We start from the raw sequence: 20,929 nt of genomic DNA, 5'->3' as shown, positions 1-20,929 counted from the left end.
ACATTCGCTGCCGTTGCCGGTCTTCTGCGTTGTTGCGAGGCTGCGTATATTACGTTTCCAGCCCCTTCGAGTCAAGCAATAATTTCTTATCCGCCGTTCTCTTTTTTCCTGCCGGACCGCGTGTTACCGCGTTGTTCCGTGTCAGTGGAGGTGCATTATAGGGAGTCGCTTTCAGAAGACAAGTGTTAATTTTCGATTTTCTGACTGTTTGCTGCATTCCCCAGCAAAACCCCTGTTTATACCGGGTTACGCACAAAGTTATCCACAGACAGTAAAAAATCACAAAATTCACAAGCATCACGCAAACGTTTGCGTTACAATCTGCTGCATTCGTGTACCGTTGCTTTTTACTCCGGGTTTTGAAATCTTATGAGATACACCGATTTCACCTGCAACCTATTGTCATCTATTCGTTGAATTCAAGGGATCCAAACTCATGCAACAGCTTCGCCCAATCCGTCGCGCCCTGCTCAGTGTCTCTGACAAAACCGGCATCACTGAATTTGCTCAGGCACTTTCCGCCCGTGGTGTTGAATTGTTATCAACCGGCGGTACTGCCCGCCTGCTGGCTGACGCCGGTTTGCCGGTGACTGAAGTCTCCGATTACACCGGCTTTCCGGAAATGATGGACGGACGCGTCAAAACCCTGCATCCGAAAGTACACGGCGGAATACTCGGCCGCCGCGGCACGGATGATGAGATTATGGCAAAGCATCAGATCTCTGCTATCGACATGGTGGTTGTGAATCTCTATCCGTTTGCGGAAACGGTGGCAAAACCCGGCTGCACATTGGAAGACGCGGTTGAAAATATCGATATCGGCGGCCCGACCATGGTGCGCTCCGCCGCGAAGAACCATAAAGATGTGGCGATTGTGGTAAAAAGCAGTGACTACAGCAATATCATTGCCGAGATGGATGCCGGGCAAAACAGCCTGAGTTTCGATACCCGTTTTGATCTCGCGATCAAAGCCTTTGAGCATACCGCAGCCTATGACAGTATGATCGCCAACTATTTCGGTCAGAAGGTAAAACCGTACTTCGGCGATACCAGTCAGCCTTCCGGTCAGTTCCCGCGTACCCTGAATCTCAACTTTATTAAAAAGCAGGATATGCGTTACGGCGAAAACAGTCATCAGAATGCCGCTTTCTATATAGAAGAGAATATTCAGGAAGCATCCATCAGTACTGCCGTACAGCTACAGGGTAAAGCCCTCTCTTATAATAATATCGCTGATACTGATGCCGCACTTGAATGTGTTAAACAGTTTGATAAGCCGGCCTGTGTGATCGTCAAGCACGCCAACCCATGTGGTGTGGCTGTTGCTGATACCTTACTGACCGCTTATGACAACGCCTTTAAAACTGACCCGACCTCCGCATTCGGCGGCATTATTGCTTTTAACCGCGAGCTGGATGCCAAAACAGCAGCAGAAATTACCGAACGTCAGTTTGTGGAAGTGATTATTGCCCCGTCCGTCGCGGCAGACGCCCTGCCGGTACTCGCCGCCAAACAGAATGTCCGCGTGCTGACCTGCGGTCAGTGGCAGCATCCGGTTGCAGCCCTTGATTTCAAACGGGTGAACGGCGGCCTGCTGGTGCAGGATCGCGATCTCGGGATGGTCAGTGATAACGATCTGAAAGTGGTCAGCAAACGTCAGCCGACAGAGAAAGAACTGAAAGATGCGCTGTTCTGCTGGAAAGTGGCGAAGTTCGTTAAATCCAATGCCATTGTTTACGCTAAGAATAATATGACTATCGGCGTGGGTGCCGGACAGATGAGCCGGGTTTACTCCGCGAAGATTGCCGGGATCAAAGCCGGTGACGAAGGACTGGAAGTGGCGGGATGCGCCATGGCATCCGATGCGTTCTTCCCGTTCCGCGATGGTATTGATGCGGCAGCCGCTGTCGGCATTACCTGTGTGATCCAGCCGGGCGGTTCTATCCGTGATGATGAAGTCATTGCGGCAGCGGATGAACACAATATCGCGATGATTTTCACCGGCATGCGCCATTTCCGTCATTAATACCCGGAGCTGACTTATGAATATCCTGATTATCGGTAATGGCGGACGGGAGCACGCGCTGGCCTGGAAAGCCGCCCAATCCCCGCTGGCAAAAAATGTCTATGTCGCGCCCGGTAACGCCGGTACCGCACAGGAACCGAATCTGACCAATGTGGATATCAGTGCGACAGATATTGACGGGCTTGTCGCGTTTGCCCGCGCCAATAATATCGGCCTGACCATTGTCGGCCCGGAAGCCCCGCTGGTGCTGGGTGTGGTTGATGCATTCAATGCTGCGGGTCTGACAATCTTCGGCCCGTCAAAAGGTGCCGCACAACTGGAAGGTTCCAAAGCATTCACCAAAGATTTTCTGGCGCGTCACCACATCCCGACGGCAGACTATCAGAACTTTACTGAGGTTGAACCGGCACTCGCTTATCTGGACAAAACCGGTGCGCCGGTGGTGATCAAAGCTGACGGCCTGGCGGCCGGTAAAGGTGTGATCGTCGCCATGACCCTGAAAGAAGCACAGGACGCGGTACATGACATGCTGGCCGGCAATGCTTTCGGCGATGCCGGACACCGTATTGTGATTGAAGAGTTCCTGACCGGCGAGGAAGCCAGTTTTATCGTCATGGTGGACGGTAAAAATGTGGTACCGATGGCAACCAGCCAGGATCACAAACGGGTCGGTGACAATGACACCGGGCCGAACACCGGCGGCATGGGCGCTTACTCCCCGGCACCGGTGGTGACCGATGCCGTTCATCAGCGTGTGATGGAGAAAGTGATTTACCCGACGGTTGAAGGCATGGCAGCAGAAGGTCATACCTATCAGGGCTTTTTATATGCAGGGCTGATGATTGATGAACAGGGTGAACCGAAAGTTATCGAATTCAACTGCCGCTTTGGTGATCCGGAAACCCAGCCGATCATGATGCGGTTACAGTCAGATTTGGTTGAGCTCTGTCTGGCCGGTGCGCAAGGGAAACTGGCCGGTAAAAAGTCGCAGTGGGACCCGCGTCCGGCACTCGGTGTGGTCATGGCAGCCGGTGGTTATCCGGGTGAGTACCGCAAAGGTGATGTTATTGAAGGTCTTGATATTCAGGAAGCAAACTGCAAAGTCTTCCAGGCCGGGACAGCACTGAAAAATGGCGCCGTAGTGACTGATGGTGGCCGGGTATTGTGTGTGACGGCATTGGGTGAGGATATTGCTCAGGCACAGAAACAGGCTTATGCCGCACTACAACACATTCACTGGAATGATGCGTTTTGCCGCAGTGATATCGGTTACCGGGCTATTGCCCGCCTGAATAAGTAAACAGCGTTAATAACCTGCGGGAGATTTACAGCGAATCTTCCGTAGGTTCCCATTTACAGAAGTTATCATTTGCCGCCAGCAGAATTTCCCGTCCTTCCGGTGAATCCAGCCATGCAATATAAATAGGTGATGCGCTGCTGCGCTGACGCTTCGCCAGAAACTGTTCTGTTTTCGCATCAAATTCAATATACGATTTGTTACCCTGACAATCCGTGACATAGCTGTCACGCCACTGTCCCTGCTTCAGACGGATATCACCAATCACCAGCGCGCTGTTCAGCGTCAGTTGTCTGCCTGCCACAAAGGTCATCCGCGTGATTTCATCTGCTGTCAGCGGAGATTTATGGCCGTCTTTTTCACGCTGCATAAAGATAGCATTGCCTTCGTGATCCAGCCGTAACTGCTCGGAAAAGCCGTTATCGCCCAGATATTCTGAACGGATCTGCCAGAGCTGGCCTCTGCGGTATTCATAAACGGTGACGACGGTTTGTTGTCCGCTGTGATAGGGACTGAAGACACTCATCAGGACACGGGGCTGATTATCGGCGTTGAGACGCCACATTCTGACAGCGCCGTCATCCGCGATATAACCGGATGCGCTGAAGGGAGGAAAATCAGGCTGAACAGAGCAGGCGCTGAGCAATGAGCCAAAGCCCAGTGCAAGCAGCCCCTGTCTGATCAACAAAAGGGGACGAAATCCCCCTCTATCAATCTGTTTTTGCAACGCAATTATTTTACTGCGTCTTTCAGTGCTTTACCGGCAGTGAAAGCAGGCACGTTTGCTGCTGCAATTTTGATTTCTTTACCGGTCTGCGGGTTACGGCCAGTACGCTCTGCACGATGGTTAACTTTAAAAGTACCGAAGCCAACTAATTGTACAGCATCGCCTTCTTTCAGAGAGTCAGTGATGGCAGCCAGAGTTGATTCCAGCGCTGCTTTAGCTTGTGCTTTAGACAGCTCTGCTTTTTCTGCGATAGCATCAATCAATTGAGTCTTATTCATAAAATATCCTTACAGTGTGTTTATCGTTTGCAAAGCATCGAGTGCGTCGGATGTGCCATTTGACAGCCCTGATACACGCGCCCCGATAGCCACTTCTTTTCGCCCCCCACTGTAGACCAGAGACGGGGCAATTGTGAAGCCTTTAACACCGGCATTTATAGGCTTAAATCACGTTTTTTGATTTAATCGCCTAAACTAACACCAATATTGCTGATCCCCGCATCACGGAGATCGGATTTCAAGCCTTTTATCAACTCAATATCGCGCTCTTCGCAGGCGGCCAATAAGCGGAAAATTTCCCACTGAATGTCCCACTCTTCTTCAACAGCGGACAATTCATTTAATTCGTCATCGGACATTTCGCGTCCGGCATGTGTCATTTCCAGTACGGCGACAGTGCCGACTGAAATCTCACTGACCGCAATAGCATGTTCCAGTGTTTCCCCGCTCAGGCGGGTATGGATAAGCTCACTGAGTGCCGCACAGGCATCAATCGCCGGATACACACCGTAAATATCATAGTTATCTGCATCAGGGATGACATCTTCCAGCTTTTCCAGCTGATTATCAAAGTTCACTTTTGCGTCTTTGACCGTCAGGATTTCCCAGATGAGATCCAGAATACGCCGGTAAAGCGACGGATCGGTAAACCCGGTCTGCTGACAGAAAACGGCATAATTCGGGTACATTCTCTCGCACAGACATGCCGCGAAGGTGAGATGCTGCCAGCTCTCCAGTTTTTCCAGCCGTAAATGGATCGGGTTCTTTAACATTCCGCTTTACTCGTTACTCTGACGTGAGCCGCAGTTTACCTGAAAATCCGTGATATCCACATCTTTACGTGGAAAATCGGGAAATTTCTGCTTCAACCGGACAAAAAACGTTCGATTTGAGGCAATGCCATCAGCCCAGCGGGTCGGTTCAGGCAGGCGATAGCCGCGTGTCAGGGCTTTTACCCAGGTCAGCGCGGTATCAATACTCATATGATGACCCGGTGAAATAAACAGCGGGTTACAACGATTTTTGCTGCGCCAGACCCAGCCGAGCGGCTCACCTTTGTCTGTCAGCAGCGACTGTGCCCCGGCCTCTTCCGCCAGCGGTTCAAACGTGCCGCATAACCGGCTCTTGGCAACACCAATCGCAGGCAAATCCAGCAGTACCCCGAGATGCCCGGCGACGCCGAGACGGCGCGGATGAGCACGCCCCTGGCCGTCCACCAGCACCAGATCAGGTTTTAAGGTCAGCTTTTCCCAGGCGGCAAGTGCAGCGGGAATTTCACGGAAGGAGAGCAGCCCCGGAATATAGGGCAGTTGTGTGGGGATGCGGGCGGTCTGATACTCCGCCACCTCCAGCTCAGGCCAGGTGAGGATCACCACGGCAGCCCGTGTGACATTTCCCCCGTCCTCAAAGCCGACATCCACCCCCGCAATATAGCGGGGACTGAGAGGCACATCCTGCAGACTGACCTGTTGTGCCAGTTCCGTCTGCCGGGCTTTCAGGGCGCGGGTGTCAATGGCTGTCATGGTGACCTCCGTTATCTGTCAGTGATCAGCCCTGATGGTATTTGGCTGACAGGCGGTGAACAGCCTCAGTGAATGCGCCGGCATGCTCAGGCGGAACATCCTGGTGGATGCCGTGTCCGAGGTTGAACACATGGCCTTCGCCCTGCCCGAACCCGGCCAGGATAGATGCCACTTCCGCTTCAATGCGGGCAGGCGGTGCATAAAGCATGGACGGGTCCATATTACCCTGTAAGGCCACTTTATTACCGACCCGGCGGCGGGCATCCGCGATATCCGTGGTCCAGTCCAGTCCCAGAGCATCACAGCCGGTTTCCGTCATCGCTTCCAGCCACTGTCCGCCGCCTTTGGTGAACAGCGTAACCGGCACACGGCGCCCGTCATTTTCACGGATCAGACCATCGACAATTTTGTGCATGTAATTGAGTGAAAACTCACGGTAGTCACGCCCGGTCAGTACCCCGCCCCAGGTGTCGAAAATCATCACGGATTGTGCACCGGCTTTAATCTGCGCGTTGAGATAGAGGATCACGCTGTCTGCCAGTTTATCCAGCAGCAGATGCAGGGTCTGCGGTTCGGCGTACATCATTTTTTTGATTTTGGTGAACGCTTTACTGCTGCCGCCTTCCACCATATAAGTAGCCAGAGTCCACGGACTGCCGGAGAAACCGATCAGCGGCACATCGCCGTTCAGGGCTTTGCGGATGGCGCGTACGGCATTCATGACATAGCCGAGTTCCTGCTCCGGGTCCGGTACCGGCAGTTTTTCAACATCGCGGGCATTCTGGATCGGATCGACAAAACGCGGCCCTTCTCCGGTTTCAAAATAGAGCCCGAGACCCATTGCATCCGGAATAGTGAGAATATCGGAAAAGAGAATTGCCGCATCCAGCGGGAAACGACGCAGCGGTTGCAGGGTGACTTCACAGGCCAGTTCGGTGTTTTTACACAGTGCCATAAAATCCCCCGCCTGTTCGCGGGTGGCTTTATATTCAGGCAGATAACGCCCGGCCTGACGCATCATCCACACAGGGGTTACATCCACCGGCTGACGCAGTAATGCCCGCAGATAGCGGTCGTTTTTCAGTTCACTCATGACAGACTCCAAAAAGTTGTTGGCCGCGTAACGTATTGACGTCCTGAATAAAACCCATTGTAACACGCCTGTCGTCCGGGGTCAGGGCGGTGTTACGCGTCTTCGTCATCCTGACGGCACAATGCGACGGTATCTTCAATCAGACGGCGGGCGATGGTATCCGGCGGCGGAATAACCGGCAGATTATCATACCGGTACCAGTCTGCGCTGAGCAGCTCTGACGGATCGTGATGAATTTCACCGTCCGCGTAATCCGCCAGGAATCCCATCATCAGCGAGTGCGGGAACGGCCACGGCTGCGAGGAGACATAACGGATATTCTGAATCTCAATCCGGCTCTCTTCCATCACCTCACGGGCAACGGCTTCTTCCAGGGTCTCACCGACTTCGACAAACCCGGCGAGCACGGTAAACAGCGGCGCGCTTTTGTGGCGGCGGTGCTGTGCCAGCAGAATAGAGTCATGACGGCGGATGCCGACAATAATACACGGCGCTATCTGCGGATAGTAACGTTCGCGGCAGCTGTCACACAGACACGCCCACTCACTTGCACTGTATTTCATGGCTGCGCCGCAATAGCCGCAATAGCGGTGCGAGCGGTAAAATTCCGCCAGCTGCACGCCGCGTCCGGCCATTTTGAAGAGGTCATCATTCTCTGCGGCAATAATGCGTGGGGAACACATATCAGAACGCATTTTTTCGCGGATAAGCCAGACAGGTAATCCCTGCCACTCCCCGATACGTACGGCCGGTTTCCCGGTCAGCATCCATTGTGCCGCACTGCCCTCCGGCAGTTGTCCTTCCGGCAGCCAGACGCGGTTATCCGCGCTGATCACCCAGTAGCCGGTTTCATTGCCTGTTAAAATCTGCTGCATAATAGAGACATCATGTTAATGAAATAATAATGGATTAAATCATACTCCCTTTGCCGGGAGAATACTCAGCAGAACGGGGGATGTTTTTCCGTGTCACCCGGCTGTCAGAAAAGTGTCACACCGATGTCAGTTGCCTGTCACAAACGCGTCATACCCTAGCCACACCACTGATACTGAATCAGTTAACTGACGAGGGTTTTATGACACGCTTTCCTTCTGCCAAACTAGTACTGACCGCCGCAGCGGTTACTGCCTCTTTCTCTGCTTTTTCTGCCGGGCAAAATACCATTCCTGAAGAACTGATTGCCGCAGCCAAAAAAGAGGGCGTGGTTTACAGTGTCGGGATGCCGGATACCTGGGCTAACTGGAAAGGCACCTGGGCTGATCTTGAAAAGCTCTACGGCATCCGCCATCAGGATACCGATATGAGCTCCGCTCAGGAAATTGCCAAATTCGCCGCTGAAAAAACGAATGCCACTGCGGATATCGGGGATGTGGGTGCCGCTTTCGGCCCTGTCGCCGTACAGAAAGATGTGGTGCAGCCTTACAAACCGACCACCTGGGATCAGATCCCGGACTGGGCAAAAGATAAAGACGGCAACTGGGCACTGGCCTATACCGGCACCATTGCATTCATCATCAATAATGACCTTGTCAAAGAACAACCGAAAAGCTGGGCCGATCTGCGCAGCGGTAACTACCGTGTGACTATCGGTGATGTCGGTATCGCAGCACAGGCCAACAGCGGTGTCCTTTCCGCAGCCTTTGCCCTCGGCGGTAATGAAACCAATATTCAGCCTGCGATTGAATTATTTGCTGACCTCGCCAAACAAAAACGTTTATCCCTGAATGACCCGAGCGTGGCAAACCTGGAAAAAGGCGAAGTGGAAGTGGCGGTAATGTGGGATTTCAACGCCCTTAACTACCGCGACCAGATTGATGCCAAACGCTTTACCGTGGTGATCCCGTCTGACGGTTCAGTCACCTCCGGTTACACCACGATTATCAACAAATATGCGAAGAACCCGAACGCCGCCAAACTGGCCCGTGAATTTATCTTCAGTGATAAAGGACAACTCAACCTGGCTGAAGGCTATGCCCGCCCTATCCGCGCTGCACATCTGACGTTGCCGGACGATATCAAAGCCAAACTGCTGCCGGAATCCCAGTACAGCAACGCCAAACCGATTACCGATTTTGACGGATGGGAAAAAACCTCCCGCCAGTTGCCGAAGCTGTGGCAGCAAAACGTTATCATCAACATGAATTAACGGAATGACAATGAATAACCCAGTTATCCTGGTTGTTCTGGATGGCCTAAACTACCGCACAGCCCATGATTGCATGGGCTTTATGCAGGGGTTAGCCGAATCCGGGGACGCCACTCTGTACAGCCTGAACTGTGAACTGCCCTCACTCTCCCGCCCGCTGTATGAATGTATTCTGACCGGCGTGCGTCCGGTTGACAGCGGCGTGGTGCACAATCAGGTGGTGCGTCTGTCACACAACGAGAGTATTTTCTCCCTCGCACAAAAAGCCGGAAAAACCACCGCGGCTGCGGCGTATCACTGGGTCAGTGAGCTGTATAACCGTGCGCCGTTTGATGCCGTCCGTGACCGATTCACTCATGATGATTCGCTGGCAATACAACACGGCTGTTTTTATCAGGCGGATCACTATCCGGACGATCATTTATTTCTCGATGCGGAATATTTACGCCGTCAATACCACCCCGACTTCCTGCTTATTCACCCGATGAATATTGATGATGCCGGTCATAAATTCGGCGGTGATTCACAGCAGTACCGCAACAGTGCCCGCCGTGCAGACGGTCTGCTCTCCGCGTATCTGCCTGCATGGCGTGAAGCGGGTTATCAGGTGCTGGTGACCAGTGATCACGGTATGAATAATGATCGCTCCCACGGCGGAATTCTGGATGAAGAGCGTGCGGTGCCGCTGTTTGTTGTTGGTGATGCATTCTCTCACGAAGCAGACCTCCCGGTGCAGCAGACACAACTGTGCGGTACTGTCTGCCGGTTGCTCGGCCTGAGCGGACACAATAAAGCCGCTGCGCCGCGTCTGCTGCGGGAGACATACCATGGCTGATATTCTGCCGGAGCTGACCGCGATGAAAAGTAAGCAACATGCCCGCTCTCTGTCACGCCGTCTGCCGCTGAAACCGATGCTGTTACTGCTCCCTGCCGCGCTGCTGTTCGCGCTTTTCCAGCTTGCGCCGATGTTATGGGTGATTATCAACAGCTTCGTGTATGAAGATGCCTGGTCATTGGCGAATTTCACCGAAATCTTCAGCAGCCCTTTTTATATTCAGTCCTTTGAAAACACGCTGTGGATTTCCGGGATATCGGCGGTCGGCGGGCTTCTCCTCGCGACGCTGTTCGCCGCTTCCTTACAGCACGCCCCGCCGCGTCCGCGCCGCTGGCTGATTGCTTTCACCAACATGACCGGCAATTTCAGCGGTGTGCCGCTGGCGTTTGCCTTTATTATTATTCTCGGCGTCAACGGCGCTATCACCCTGCAACTGAAAGCCTGGGGGATAATTGAGGATTTCAATCTCTACAGCGCTTCCGGACTGATGCTGATTTACCTCTATTTTCAGATCCCGCTGGGAATTCTGCTGCTCTATCCGGCCTTTGATGCCCTGAAACCGGAATGGGAAGATGCCGCCAAAACCATGGGAGCCGGACGCCTCGCCTACTGGCGTTATATCGCGCTGCCGGTGCTCTCTCCGGCACTGCTCGGCACGTTTATCATTCTGTTTGCCAATGCCGCCGGCGCTTATGCCTCCACCTATGCGCTGACTACCGGGAACTACAATATGGTGACCATCCGTATCGCCAGCCTGGTGTCCGGCGACCTGTTCCTGGAACCGAATATGGCGGCGGCACTCTCTGTCCTGCTGATGGTTATCCTCGGATTCATCACTGCTGTCTATCACTGGCTGCTGAAACGGAGTTACCATGCCAAGTGCTGATCTCACACTCAATCCGCCGTCCATGGCGCGTTATCACAAATTCATGCTCAGCCTGATTGTGATCCTGCTGCTGTTACCGATTATCGCGACGCTGGTGTATTCCTTCTCCACCCGCTGGGGCGCTACGGTGCTGCCGGACGGCCTGACGTTACAGTGGTATCTGAAGCTGTGGCAGGACCCGCGTTTCCTCGCGGCATTCGGCCGCTCGCTGTTTATCTGTTTTGTCACACTCGCTCTCAGCACGCTGGTGATCCTGCCGCTGGTATTTGCCGTATTTTATTACTTCCCGCGGCTCAAAGGGCTGATGGAGATCCTGATTATTCTGCCGTTTGCCGTGCCACCGGTCGTCTCCTCAGTCGGATTGCTGCAACTGTTTGCTGACGGACCGCTGCCGATCGCCGGTACGCCGTGGATTCTGATCGGTACCTATTTCACCATCACCCTGCCGTTTATGTACCGGGCGCTGGCCAACAGCCTGAACGGCGTGCCGCTGAAAGACCTGCTGGATGCCGCTCATCTGCTCGGCGCAGGTACTTTTAAAGCATTTCTGCTGGTGGTGGTGCCGAATATCCGCAAAGGGCTGCTGGTGTCATTGCTGATCGCGTTCTCTTTCCTGTTCGGTGAGTTTGTGTTTGCCAATATCCTGGTCGGCACCCGTTACGAAACACTGCAAATCTATCTCTACAACATGCGTCAGACCAGCGGGCATTTCACCTCTGCCCTGGTGATGAGCTACTTTATTTTCACCCTGATCCTGACCCTGATCGCAACACGCTTAAGCCGCTGAGGAATCACTGATGAGCTATGTAATTGCTGAAAACCTGACAAAATCCTTTGCTGCCACGCCGGTCTTTTCCGGTCTGAATTTTTCTGTCAGCAAAGGGGAATTTATTACCCTGCTCGGCCCGAGCGGCTGCGGTAAATCCACCCTGCTGCGCTGTCTCGCCGGGCTGGAGCCTGTTAATGATGGCAGAATTTATGTGAATAAACATGATATTACACTGTCCCCGCCACAGCAGCGGGAGATTGGTATGGTGTTTCAGAGCTATGCGCTGTTCCCGAATATGACGACCGAACGCAACATTGCTTTCGGTCTGAAGATGCAGAAAATCCCGGAAAATGAACAGCGCAAAGCCGTTGCGGAAGTGATTGAGCTGGTGGGTCTGAAAGGAAAAGAGCAGCATCTGCCGCATCAGCTTTCCGGCGGCCAGCGTCAGCGGGTGGCACTGGCACGGGCGCTGGTGATGAAACCGCGTATCCTGCTGCTGGATGAACCGCTCTCCGCGCTGGATGCGCAAATCCGCAAACATCTGCGTCAGCAAATCCGCCAAATCCAGCGGGAACTGAATCTGACCACGATTTTTGTCACTCACGACCAGGAAGAAGCGATGCTGATGTCAGACCGCATCTTCCTGATGAACAAAGGTGAAATCGTGCAGAGTGATACCGCCGAAAACCTCTACACCCAGCCCGCCAATGAGTTTGTCGCGCGTTTTATGGGGCATTATAATCTGGTGAACGCACACAATGCCAACAGCCTGCTCGGCCTGAATCTCAGCGGTATTGTGGCGATCCGCCCGGAGTCCATTTATGTCCGCGAGGCCGGAAGACAGTACGGGGAACACATTTCCCGTCCCGTTTCAGGTACAATCCGTGACAGTCAGTTACTGGGCAATATTATCCGTTATCAGGTGGATACCGGAATGGGCGCACTGACCGTGGATCTGCTGAACCGCTCCTCTGAGCGGCTGTTTGAACAGGGCACACAGCTGGAGCTGATGTTTAATAAAAATGAAATCCGCGCCCTTGCCCCGTCAGTTAATTAAAGGAACGTCATGTCAACATTAGCGGTTTTCGACCTCGATCACACCTTAATCGCTGCGGACAGCAGCCTGTTATGGACAGACTATCTGTGGGAGAAAGGCATTATCACTGATCCGGCCTTTTTTGCCGCAGATAAGCAGATGATGGCAGATTACAGCGCCGGGAAGCTGGATATGGCTGCGTATATGGCCTTCAGCCTTAAGGCGTTGGGTAATGCCACCGTTGCACAGATTGATGAATGGGTGGCTGAGTTTACCGAAAGCAAAGTGCGCCCGCTGGTCTACCCGGATGCCATCAAAACCCTCGCGTTTTACAAAGAACACGGCGTACCGGTGATTATTATTTCCGCCACCGCCGATTTTATTGTCAAACCGGTGGCGAAGATGCTGGGGGTGAATCTGGCGTTTGGTATCGAACTGGAAATCAAAGATGACCATTACACCGGCGCATTACAGGGGATCACCACCTTCCGTGAAGGCAAAGTGGAAAAACTGGCTAACTTTTTGGATATTCGCCAGTTTTTACCGGAACGTACGATTTTTTATACCGATTCCGCCAACGATTTACCGCTGTGCCGCTATGCCACGGATGTGCTGACGGTCAACGCCGACCCGGTATTGCAGGCAGAGGCAGAAAAACAGGGGTGGATGCAGCTGACGTGGTCGCTAAACCCAATAAACGGCTGATCTTCCTGCCCGTCACTGATAAATATAATACCCGCAGCCGAAGATACGTCAGCGGGTATCAGCCGGCTCAGGCAGCACTGCTTCCCAGTCTGAATTGCGTCATGACCTGCATGAGCTGCCCCGCCTGCTGATGCAGGCTTTCCGCTGCGGCCGCGTTTTCAACCACCAGCGCGGCATTCTGCTGTGTGACCTCATCAATCTGCTGCACAGCAATCCCGACCTGCGAAATACCCTGAGACTGCTCATTCGCCGCCAGTGTCAGCTCGTCAATCATCTGGCTGACGCTCTGTGTCTGAGTGACAATCACCTGCATCGACTCACCGGCTTCTGCCACCAGTTTACTGCCGGCGTCCACCTGTTCAACACTGGTATTAATCAGATTTTTTATTTCACCGGCCGCCTGTGCACTCCGCTGTGCCAGTGTCCGGACTTCGCCGGATACCACAGCAAAACCGCGCCCGTGTTCACCGGCACGTGCGGCTTCCACCGCCGCGTTCAGCGCAAGAATATTGGTCTGGAATGCGATGGAGTCAATCACGCCGATAATGTCAGTGATTGTCCGTGAAGAGTGTGAAATATCCTGCATGGCATGAATAACCAGATCCACTTTTTCTCCACCGTGACGGGCCGTTTCGGATGCTTCCGCTGCCATCATGTTCGCTTTGGCGGCAATCTCCGCACTGCTTTTCACCGTGGCAGATAACTGCTCCATAGATGCCGCTGTCTGTTGCAGACTGCTGGCCTGGGATTCCGTCCGCTGACTCAGATCCGCATTACCGCTGGTTATCTGCATTGTCCCGGTCACAATACTGTCACTGTTATTACGCACTGTGCCGACGATACCGGCCAGATTCCTCTGCATTGCTTTCAGAGTACTCAGCACACTGCCCTCCGGAACCGGATACGTTTCATCGGACGGCGACAGATCACCGGAAGCGACACGTTCAGCCACTTCTTTCAGTTGTGCGGGTTCGGCACCCAGCGCACGGGTCAGGTTCCGGATAATCATCACCCCGGAAACAATCGCCAGCGTTAATGCCAGCAGTGCGAACACCAGAATAATGTTGCTCTGACGCTCAAAATTCGTATTAAACTGCTGAATAAGCTGATTACCGGTTTCAGTGCCGTGATCTCTGCTGGCACGGAATGACAGGATATAGGCATCCGATGCGGCATATTCCGCATCCATCATTTTCGCAATCGCCTCCTCATGACGGCCCTGCTTATCCAGTTCGAGTACTTCCCGGGTCACGGCGGCATAGTGTTTTTCATCCGCTATCATTTTATCAAGCAGGTCCCATCCCTGCGGATCCATACCGAACTCATTAACCATATCCAGCAGTGTCTGAGTTCTTTCACTCACTTTCCCGTCTTCTTCTTCAAAACGGTTCAGTTCTTCTGTTTTATCTTTCTTATCAGTTGAATTGATCATATCCCGCAGCATGATCGCCCGCTCTTCCGTTGCATGGCGGACTTCATACGCCTGAACCTGAAGTGCATATGTCCCGTTGACGTAATCCGTGAACATCTCCTTGTCTTTGTACAGGTTCATCACCGCCATCCCGGAAACCAGCGCCAGAATGGCGATCAGAACACCGAATGTGACAGATAACCTGACCCGGATCGTCATATTTTTAAGATTCATTTTTTTTCCTGATGCAGAAAGCAATCAATAAGGCCAATAAATAACCAAATATCTTTTCTTATATGCCGTAATAAGGCACGCCGACAGAAAACATCGGCAACTGACCGGAAATTATCAGTTTTAATTTAATTTTTTTTATATTTGGCCGCTGCGGTGTAACTGCTGACTATCAGAGGGGAATGATCGGGAACGCTTCAGGTAAATAAATGATGTTATAAAAAGGTTGTAGTTTCCGGGCAGCTTCTTATACTGAAATCTTTCTTGTCGGAGTGCCCAGCATTTATCCCTGTGATAAATCGGGCTGAGACCGTTAATTCGGGATCCGCGGAACCTGATCGGGTTAGTACCCGCGAAGGGAACAAGAGTAATCTTTCCTTTTTTAACCGCCGTTTTTCAGCCGCCGCCATGCGGATGTTGTGTACAGCCGGTTATCACGCATTACTCCTGACGCACCTCCAGACAAGCAATTTCTCACTTTTTCTTCCGGCGTTGCCGGTTTCACTGTAAGGAATTTGCTATGTCCCGTGAACAACGTATTGATACCACTGATCTCTCCCCGGGCGCGGAAACCGCTACCCCCTCCAAAGCCCGTACCCGCCGTGAGCAGCGCGACGCGGCTGAGGAATATATCAGCACGCTGAAAGGCGTCAATTTCCCGAATTCGTCCCGTATTTATCTCACCGGCTCCCGCCCGGATATTCGTGTGCCGATGCGGGAAATTGCCCTGTCGCCCACACTGATCGGCGGAGACAAGGCCAATCCGCAGTATGAAGAGAATGAACCGGTACCGGTTTATGATACCGCCGGGCCGTATGGCGACCCGCAGGTGAAACTGGATGTCCGCGCCGGTCTTGCCCGCCTGCGTGAACAATGGGTCGCAGAGCGCGGCGATACCGAAGCAGTGATACAGCTGAGTTCTGATTTTACCCGTGACCGGCTGGCCGATAACGGTCTTGACCATCTGCGCTACCCGAACCGCCCGGCACCGCTGAAAGCCAAAACCGGAAAATGCGTGACACAACTGCATTATGCCCGGAAAGGGATTGTTACCCCGGAGATGGAATTTATCGCCATCCGCGAAAATATGGGACGTGAACGTATCCGTGGCGAAGTTCTGCTGCAACAGCATCCGGGACAGCATTTCGGCGCCAATCTGCCGGATAACATCACCCCGGAATTTGTCCGCGATGAAGTCGCCGCCGGACGCGCCATTATTCCGTCCAATATTAACCACCCTGAATCTGAACCGATGATTATCGGCCGTAATTTTCTGGTGAAAGTGAATGCCAATATCGGTAACTCTTCTGTTACCTCCTCCATTGAAGAGGAAGTGGAAAAACTGGTCTGGTCCACCCGCTGGGGGGCCGATACGGTGATGGATCTCTCCACCGGCCGTTATATTCACGAAACCCGCGAATGGATACTGCGTAACAGTCCGGTGCCTATCGGTACCGTGCCGGTCTATCAGGCTCTTGAAAAAGTGAACGGTGTTGCCGAAGACCTGACCTGGGAAATGTTCCGCGATACCCTGCTGGAGCAGGCGGAACAAGGGGTGGATTACTTCACTATTCACGCAGGTGTCCTGCTGCGCTATGTGCCGATGACGGCAAAACGCCTGACCGGCATTGTGTCACGCGGCGGTTCGATTATGGCGAAATGGTGCCTGTCTCATCATCAGGAAAACTTCCTGTATCAGCACTTTCGTGACATCTGTGAAATCTGTGCGGCCTATGATGTGGCGCTGTCTCTCGGTGATGGCCTGCGTCCGGGGTCAATTCAGGATGCCAACGACGAAGCTCAGTTTGCGGAACTGCATACCCTCGGCGAACTGACCAAAATCGCGTGGGAATATGATGTGCAGGTGATGATTGAAGGCCCGGGTCATGTGCCGATGCAGATGATCCGCAAAAACATGACGGAAGAGCTGGATCATTGCCACGAAGCACCGTTCTACACGCTGGGGCCGCTGACTACCGATATCGCGCCGGGTTATGACCACTTCACGTCCGGTATCGGTGCGGCACTGATCGGCTGGTTCGGTTGCGCGATGCTCTGCTATGTCACGCCGAAAGAGCATCTCGGCCTGCCGAATAAAGAAGATGTTAAACAAGGACTTATCACCTATAAAATCGCTGCGCACGCTGCCGATCTTGCCAAGGGACATCCGGGAGCCCAAATCCGCGATAACGCGATGTCAAAAGCACGTTTCGAATTCCGCTGGGAAGATCAGTTCAACCTGGCGCTGGACCCGGAAACCGCCCGGACTTACCACGATGAAACACTGCCGCAGGCATCCGGCAAAGTCGCGCATTTCTGTTCAATGTGCGGGCCGAAATTCTGTTCAATGAAAATCTCACAGGAAGTCCGCGACTACGCCGCCGGGATGGAAGAGATGTCTGACGCCTTCCGTGCCAAAGGCAGCGAGCTGTACCATAGTGCAGAGGAGCGTATCGATGAATCTGCCTGACGCGCCGTTTGCCCGGACGGAACACAAATTAGGGCTGTATCCGGTGGTGGATTCGCTGGTGTGGATTGAGCGGCTGCTGGCATACGGTGTGCGGACGATTCAGTTACGCATCAAAGACAAAACCGATGCACAGGTGGATGAGCAGATCCGCACTGCCGTCGCGCTGGGAAAACAGTATCAGGCGCGGCTGTTTATCAACGATTACTGGCGCCCAGCGATAAAACACGGTGCTTATGGTGTGCATCTCGGCCAGGAAGATCTGGATATTGCCGACCTGCGGGCTATTCAGCAGGCCGGGCTGCGTCTCGGGATTTCCACTCACGATGATACGGAATTGCAGCGCGCCAAAGCGCTGTATCCCTCCTATATCGCACTGGGACATATTTTCCCGACACAAACCAAAATCATGCCTTCTTCCCCGCAGGGATTAGAAAACTTAGCCCGCCAGGTGGCCGCGACACCGGATTTCCCGCTGGTCGCCATCGGCGGTATTTCCCTTGATCGTGCCCCTGCTGTTGCTGCCACCGGGGTCGGCAGCATTGCGGTGGTCAGTGCGATCACCAAAGCCGCTGACTGGCAGACCGCCACCCGGCAACTGATGATACTGACCGGGGAAATCACAGAGCATCAGGAGGTTAACCATGCTGAATGATCATGACTTTATGCGCTACAGCCGCCAGTTGCTGCTGGAGGATATCGGTCCGGAAGGTCAGCTGAAACTCAAACGATCTCATGCGGTGATCACCGGCCTCGGCGGGCTCGGCTCACCTGCGGCGCTGTATCTGGCCGCGGCCGGTGTCGGTGAGCTGACACTGATTGATGATGATGAAGTGCATCTCTCCAATCTTCAGCGTCAGATTTTATATACCGAAGCCGATGTGCCGGACAATAAAGCCCGTACCGCAGCAGCGCGTCTGCGGGCGCTGAATCCCGCACTGACACTCAATGTGATCACCGAACGCCAGACCGGGGAAACGCTGCAACATATTGTACAGACAGCGGATATTGTCCTCGATTGTACCGATAACATGGCGACCCGCCATGCTATCAATGCCGCCTGTGTCACGCAGCAAAAAACCCTGGTCAGCGGCAGTGCGGTCGGATTCAGCGGACAACTTCTGGTGTTGCAGCCACCGTTTGAGCACGGCTGTTACTGTTGTCTGTATCCGGATGATGTCATTCCTGAACGCAACTGCCGCACCGCCGGTGTTCTCGGTCCGGTTGTCGGCGTAATCGGCACTCTCCAGGCGCTGGAAGCGATCAAACTGCTGGCCGGATTACCCTCCCCGCTGAACGGAAAATTACGTCTCTTCGACGGCAGACAGCAAAGCTGGAGCACACTGCAACTCCGGCGGGATACCGGTTGCCCTGTGTGTCAGGAGGCAGCCGCATGCGCATAACGGTTAATGACGAGGTCATGAATTTTGATGCTCCTGTCACCGTCAGTGAACTGCTGGCATCCCTCGGCCGTCCGGCGGCGGGTATGGCTGTCGCGGTCAATCAGACTATTGTTGTCCGCGGCTGCTGGCCGGAACATATTATCCGCGACGGCGATCAGATTTTACTTTTTCAGGCTATCGCAGGAGGTTAATGATGCTGACGATTGCAGATACCACATTTACATCCCATTTATTTACCGGCACCGGGAAATACACCAGCAGCCGGGTGATGCAGGAAGCCATTGCCGCCTCCGGCAGCCAGTTAGTCACCATGGCGATGAAGCGCATCGATCTTTCTCAGGGGCACGATGATATCCTTGCCCCGCTCCGTGAACTCGGTATTAAACTGCTGCCGAATACCTCCGGCGCAAACAATGCCCGGGAAGCGGTTTTTGCCGCGCAACTGGCGCGGGAAGCACTCGGCACCAACTGGATCAAACTGGAGATCCACCCCGATACCCGTTACCTGCTGCCGGACCCGGTTGAAACCCTGGCCGCGGCAGAAATACTGGTAAAAGAGGGATTTGTTGTCCTGCCCTATTGCAGTGCGGACCCGGTGTTATGCCGCCGGTTGCAGGAAGCCGGATGCGCAGCCGTTATGCCGCTGGGGGCACCTATCGGCTCCAATCAGGGATTACAGACCCGCGATATGCTGCGCATTATTATTGAGCAGGCAACAGTTCCGGTAGTGATTGATGCCGGGATTGGTGCGCCCGGACATGCCCTGGAAGCCATCGAACTGGGCGCGGATGCCGTGCTGGTCAACACCGCCATGGCGGTTGCCCGCTCGCCGGTCATCATGGCGAAAGCGTTCCGCCAGGCCGTTGAGGCCGGACTACTGGCACGGGAAGCGGGGCTTGCACCGAAGCAGCAGCAGGCTTCGGCCTCCAGCCCGCTGACCTCATTTCTGGAGGCGTTGTGATGCGTAAAACAACCTTCAGCGATCACTGGCGGCTGCTGGACTGGGATGATCTCACCCTGCAACTCAACAGTAAAACTGCCCGCGATGTCGAACGGGCACTGAGTGCGGACACGCTGACCACGGCGGATTTTATGGCGCTGATCTCCCCTGCCGCCCGCCCGTATCTCGAAGTGATGGCACAGAAAGCACAGACGCTGACCCGTCAGCGTTTCGGTCATGTCGTCGGAATGTATGTCCCGCTTTATCTCTCTAATCTGTGTGCCAATGACTGTACTTACTGCGGTTTCTCCATGAGTAACCACATTAAACGCAAGACCCTGACACCGGAAGAAATTCATACAGAATGTAAAGCGATAAAAGCCCTCGGGTTTGACAGCCTGCTGCTGGTCACCGGCGAACATCAGCGCAAAGTGGGAATGGACTACTTCCGTGAAACATTCCCGCTGATCCGCGATTATTTCAGCACCATGATGATGGAAGTACAGCCGATGGCAACAGAGGAGTACGCCGAACTGCGCACACTGGGGCTGGACGGGGTGATGGTATACCAGGAAACCTACCATGAAAGCACCTATCAGCGGCACCATCTGAAAGGAAAAAAACAGGATTTTCACTGGCGGTTACAGACACCGGATCGTCTCGGTCAGGCCGGGATCAGCAAGATCGGCCTGGGCGCGCTGATCGGTCTGTCCGGACAGTGGCGGACAGATTGCTATATGGTCGCGGAGCATCTGCATTATCTGCGTCAGCGCTACTGGAAAACCCGTTATTCCATCTCTTTCCCGCGTCTGCGCCCGTGCGCAGGTGGTATTGAGCCGGAATCCCTGATGAATGAAACGGAGCTGGTACAGCTTATCTGTGCTTTCCGCCTGTTTGCACCGGATATTGAGCTCTCTCTCTCCACCCGCGAATCACCGTATTTCCGTGATCATATGGTGCCAGTGGCGATAAACCAGGTCAGCGCCGGTTCCCGGACCCAGCCCGGCGGCTATGCCGAAGATGATGATCCGGAACTGGAGCAGTTCAGTCCGCATGATAACCGCTCTCCGCAACAGGTCGCCGATGCCCTGCTGGCCGCCGGTCTTCAGCCGGTCTGGAAGGACTGGGATAAATATCTGGGACGATGATGTAAAAA

General features: G+C 53.7%; 21 protein-coding genes and 1 riboswitch. Of the genes, 14 read left to right on the top strand and 7 right to left on the bottom strand.

Annotated elements, in window-relative coordinates; translation table 11 throughout:
• The first annotated feature begins 436 nt into the window (after window positions 1-436).
• Together purH and purD are read left to right on the top strand one after the other, a co-directional pair.
• On the top strand, window positions 437-2,026 hold the full coding sequence (gene purH / locus R5268_RS18615; protein ID WP_317420367.1) for a bifunctional phosphoribosylaminoimidazolecarboxamide formyltransferase/IMP cyclohydrolase: 1,590 nt from the start codon (window positions 437-439) through the stop codon (window positions 2,024-2,026).
• A gap of 16 nt (window positions 2,027-2,042) precedes the next feature.
• Complete coding sequence (purD, locus tag R5268_RS18610; protein ID WP_317420369.1) at window positions 2,043-3,326, top strand: phosphoribosylamine--glycine ligase; 1,284 nt, start codon at window positions 2,043-2,045, stop codon at window positions 3,324-3,326.
• A gap of 25 nt (window positions 3,327-3,351) precedes the next feature.
• Here the strand turns inward: purD and R5268_RS18605 are convergent, their stop codons facing one another.
• The 6 genes from R5268_RS18605 to nudC form a co-directional block, all read right to left on the bottom strand.
• On the bottom strand, window positions 3,352-4,011 hold the full coding sequence (locus R5268_RS18605; protein WP_306297291.1) for a DUF1481 domain-containing protein: 660 nt from the start codon (window positions 4,009-4,011) through the stop codon (window positions 3,352-3,354).
• A 44-nt stretch (window positions 4,012-4,055) separates the two neighbouring features.
• On the bottom strand, window positions 4,056-4,328 hold the full coding sequence (gene hupA, locus R5268_RS18600; RefSeq protein WP_046895341.1) for a nucleoid-associated protein HU-alpha: 273 nt from the start codon (window positions 4,326-4,328) through the stop codon (window positions 4,056-4,058).
• Window positions 4,329-4,510: 182 nt separating this feature from the next.
• On the bottom strand, window positions 4,511-5,101 hold the full coding sequence (locus R5268_RS18595) for a YjaG family protein (RefSeq protein WP_107680683.1): 591 nt from the start codon (window positions 5,099-5,101) through the stop codon (window positions 4,511-4,513).
• Window positions 5,102-5,107: 6 nt separating this feature from the next.
• Window positions 5,108-5,842 carry a deoxyribonuclease V gene (gene nfi / locus R5268_RS18590; RefSeq protein ID WP_230061377.1) on the bottom strand — a complete coding sequence of 245 codons (735 nt, stop codon included), beginning with the start codon at window positions 5,840-5,842 and terminating at the stop codon, window positions 5,108-5,110.
• Between the two features lie 34 nt (window positions 5,843-5,876).
• Window positions 5,877-6,944, bottom strand: a complete 1,068-nt coding sequence (gene hemE / locus R5268_RS18585) for a uroporphyrinogen decarboxylase (RefSeq protein ID WP_317420375.1) — start codon at window positions 6,942-6,944, stop codon at window positions 5,877-5,879.
• A 92-nt stretch (window positions 6,945-7,036) separates the two neighbouring features.
• Window positions 7,037-7,819, bottom strand: coding sequence for an NAD(+) diphosphatase (gene nudC / locus R5268_RS18580; protein WP_127378520.1), 783 nt, complete (start codon window positions 7,817-7,819; stop codon window positions 7,037-7,039).
• Window positions 7,820-8,019: 200 nt separating this feature from the next.
• On the opposite strand from nudC, the gene R5268_RS18575 reads away from it, so the two are divergent.
• From R5268_RS18575 to R5268_RS18550, 6 genes are read left to right on the top strand one after another with little or no spacing between them, the layout of a single operon-like run.
• Window positions 8,020-9,090, top strand: a complete 1,071-nt coding sequence (locus tag R5268_RS18575) for an ABC transporter substrate-binding protein (RefSeq protein WP_052926964.1) — start codon at window positions 8,020-8,022, stop codon at window positions 9,088-9,090.
• Window positions 9,091-9,100: 10 nt separating this feature from the next.
• The gene (locus R5268_RS18570) at window positions 9,101-9,925 is read left to right on the top strand and encodes an alkaline phosphatase family protein (RefSeq protein WP_317420378.1); all 825 of its coding nucleotides are present in this window, start codon (window positions 9,101-9,103) and stop codon (window positions 9,923-9,925) included.
• 22 nt (window positions 9,926-9,947) lie between these two features.
• Complete coding sequence (locus tag R5268_RS18565) at window positions 9,948-10,811, top strand: ABC transporter permease (protein ID WP_410795847.1); 864 nt, start codon at window positions 9,948-9,950, stop codon at window positions 10,809-10,811.
• Entirely contained in the window at window positions 10,798-11,598 is an 801-nt protein-coding gene (locus R5268_RS18560; protein WP_391510284.1) for an ABC transporter permease, read from the top strand. The genes R5268_RS18565 and R5268_RS18560 overlap by 14 nt, the downstream gene beginning before the upstream one ends.
• A 10-nt stretch (window positions 11,599-11,608) precedes the next feature.
• Window positions 11,609-12,637 carry an ABC transporter ATP-binding protein gene (locus R5268_RS18555; RefSeq protein ID WP_046895348.1) on the top strand — a complete coding sequence of 343 codons (1,029 nt, stop codon included), beginning with the start codon at window positions 11,609-11,611 and terminating at the stop codon, window positions 12,635-12,637.
• A gap of 9 nt (window positions 12,638-12,646) precedes the next feature.
• The gene (locus tag R5268_RS18550) at window positions 12,647-13,321 is read left to right on the top strand and encodes an HAD family hydrolase (protein WP_317420381.1); all 675 of its coding nucleotides are present in this window, start codon (window positions 12,647-12,649) and stop codon (window positions 13,319-13,321) included.
• A gap of 67 nt (window positions 13,322-13,388) precedes the next feature.
• Here the strand turns inward: R5268_RS18550 and R5268_RS18545 are convergent, their stop codons facing one another.
• The gene (locus tag R5268_RS18545) at window positions 13,389-14,966 is read right to left on the bottom strand and encodes a methyl-accepting chemotaxis protein (RefSeq protein ID WP_317420382.1); all 1,578 of its coding nucleotides are present in this window, start codon (window positions 14,964-14,966) and stop codon (window positions 13,389-13,391) included.
• A gap of 255 nt (window positions 14,967-15,221) precedes the next feature.
• Window positions 15,222-15,341: riboswitch (TPP riboswitch) on the top strand.
• 142 nt (window positions 15,342-15,483) lie between these two features.
• Here R5268_RS18545 and thiC point away from each other — a divergent pair.
• Genes thiC through thiH form a run of 6 tightly spaced genes read left to right on the top strand, consistent with a single transcriptional unit; the run spans window position 15,484 to window position 20,921 of the window.
• Entirely contained in the window at window positions 15,484-17,433 is a 1,950-nt protein-coding gene (gene thiC / locus R5268_RS18540; protein WP_317420384.1) for a phosphomethylpyrimidine synthase ThiC, read from the top strand.
• On the top strand, window positions 17,420-18,085 hold the full coding sequence (gene thiE, locus R5268_RS18535) for a thiamine phosphate synthase (RefSeq protein ID WP_317420386.1): 666 nt from the start codon (window positions 17,420-17,422) through the stop codon (window positions 18,083-18,085). Before thiC ends, thiE begins: the two co-directional genes overlap by 14 nt.
• The gene (locus tag R5268_RS18530) at window positions 18,075-18,833 is read left to right on the top strand and encodes a HesA/MoeB/ThiF family protein (protein WP_052926956.1); all 759 of its coding nucleotides are present in this window, start codon (window positions 18,075-18,077) and stop codon (window positions 18,831-18,833) included. Before thiE ends, R5268_RS18530 begins: the two co-directional genes overlap by 11 nt.
• The gene (thiS, locus tag R5268_RS18525) at window positions 18,824-19,024 is read left to right on the top strand and encodes a sulfur carrier protein ThiS (RefSeq protein WP_107680694.1); all 201 of its coding nucleotides are present in this window, start codon (window positions 18,824-18,826) and stop codon (window positions 19,022-19,024) included. Before R5268_RS18530 ends, thiS begins: the two co-directional genes overlap by 10 nt.
• A gap of 2 nt (window positions 19,025-19,026) precedes the next feature.
• The gene (locus R5268_RS18520) at window positions 19,027-19,794 is read left to right on the top strand and encodes a thiazole synthase (protein WP_218427251.1); all 768 of its coding nucleotides are present in this window, start codon (window positions 19,027-19,029) and stop codon (window positions 19,792-19,794) included.
• On the top strand, window positions 19,794-20,921 hold the full coding sequence (gene thiH / locus R5268_RS18515; RefSeq protein WP_317420388.1) for a 2-iminoacetate synthase ThiH: 1,128 nt from the start codon (window positions 19,794-19,796) through the stop codon (window positions 20,919-20,921). Before R5268_RS18520 ends, thiH begins: the two co-directional genes overlap by 1 nt.
• The last annotated feature ends 8 nt before the right edge of the window (window positions 20,922-20,929 follow it).

This window comes from Morganella sp. BCCO 40_0007, from assembly GCF_032989665.1.
GTDB lineage: Bacteria > Pseudomonadota > Gammaproteobacteria > Enterobacterales > Enterobacteriaceae > Morganella > Morganella sibonii.
Note: the sequence above shows the minus strand (reverse complement) of the source record. Positions and strands in the feature narration are given on the sequence as shown.

What these genes read in the sequence shown, in the direction of transcription:
- R5268_RS18570 (WP_317420378.1), top strand. Translation starts at nt 9,101, where the DNA reads ATGAATAACCCAGTTATCCTGGTTGTTCTGGATGGCCTAAACTACCGC.
- R5268_RS18530 (WP_052926956.1), top strand. Translation starts at nt 18,075, where the DNA reads ATGCTGAATGATCATGACTTTATGCGCTACAGCCGCCAGTTGCTGCTG.
- thiE (WP_317420386.1), top strand. Translation starts at nt 17,420, where the DNA reads ATGAATCTGCCTGACGCGCCGTTTGCCCGGACGGAACACAAATTAGGG.
- thiS (WP_107680694.1), top strand. Translation starts at nt 18,824, where the DNA reads ATGCGCATAACGGTTAATGACGAGGTCATGAATTTTGATGCTCCTGTC.
- R5268_RS18565 (WP_410795847.1), top strand. Translation starts at nt 9,948, where the DNA reads ATGAAAAGTAAGCAACATGCCCGCTCTCTGTCACGCCGTCTGCCGCTG.
- purD (WP_317420369.1), top strand. Translation starts at nt 2,043, where the DNA reads ATGAATATCCTGATTATCGGTAATGGCGGACGGGAGCACGCGCTGGCC.
- purH (WP_317420367.1), top strand. Translation starts at nt 437, where the DNA reads ATGCAACAGCTTCGCCCAATCCGTCGCGCCCTGCTCAGTGTCTCTGAC.
- R5268_RS18560 (WP_391510284.1), top strand. Translation starts at nt 10,798, where the DNA reads ATGCCAAGTGCTGATCTCACACTCAATCCGCCGTCCATGGCGCGTTAT.
- thiH (WP_317420388.1), top strand. Translation starts at nt 19,794, where the DNA reads ATGCGTAAAACAACCTTCAGCGATCACTGGCGGCTGCTGGACTGGGAT.
- thiC (WP_317420384.1), top strand. Translation starts at nt 15,484, where the DNA reads ATGTCCCGTGAACAACGTATTGATACCACTGATCTCTCCCCGGGCGCG.
- R5268_RS18520 (WP_218427251.1), top strand. Translation starts at nt 19,027, where the DNA reads ATGCTGACGATTGCAGATACCACATTTACATCCCATTTATTTACCGGC.
- R5268_RS18595 (WP_107680683.1), bottom strand. Translation starts at nt 5,101, where the DNA reads ATGTTAAAGAACCCGATCCATTTACGGCTGGAAAAACTGGAGAGCTGG.
- R5268_RS18545 (WP_317420382.1), bottom strand. Translation starts at nt 14,966, where the DNA reads ATGAATCTTAAAAATATGACGATCCGGGTCAGGTTATCTGTCACATTC.
- nudC (WP_127378520.1), bottom strand. Translation starts at nt 7,819, where the DNA reads ATGCAGCAGATTTTAACAGGCAATGAAACCGGCTACTGGGTGATCAGC.
- hemE (WP_317420375.1), bottom strand. Translation starts at nt 6,944, where the DNA reads ATGAGTGAACTGAAAAACGACCGCTATCTGCGGGCATTACTGCGTCAG.
- R5268_RS18550 (WP_317420381.1), top strand. Translation starts at nt 12,647, where the DNA reads ATGTCAACATTAGCGGTTTTCGACCTCGATCACACCTTAATCGCTGCG.
- hupA (WP_046895341.1), bottom strand. Translation starts at nt 4,328, where the DNA reads ATGAATAAGACTCAATTGATTGATGCTATCGCAGAAAAAGCAGAGCTG.
- R5268_RS18575 (WP_052926964.1), top strand. Translation starts at nt 8,020, where the DNA reads ATGACACGCTTTCCTTCTGCCAAACTAGTACTGACCGCCGCAGCGGTT.
- R5268_RS18555 (WP_046895348.1), top strand. Translation starts at nt 11,609, where the DNA reads ATGAGCTATGTAATTGCTGAAAACCTGACAAAATCCTTTGCTGCCACG.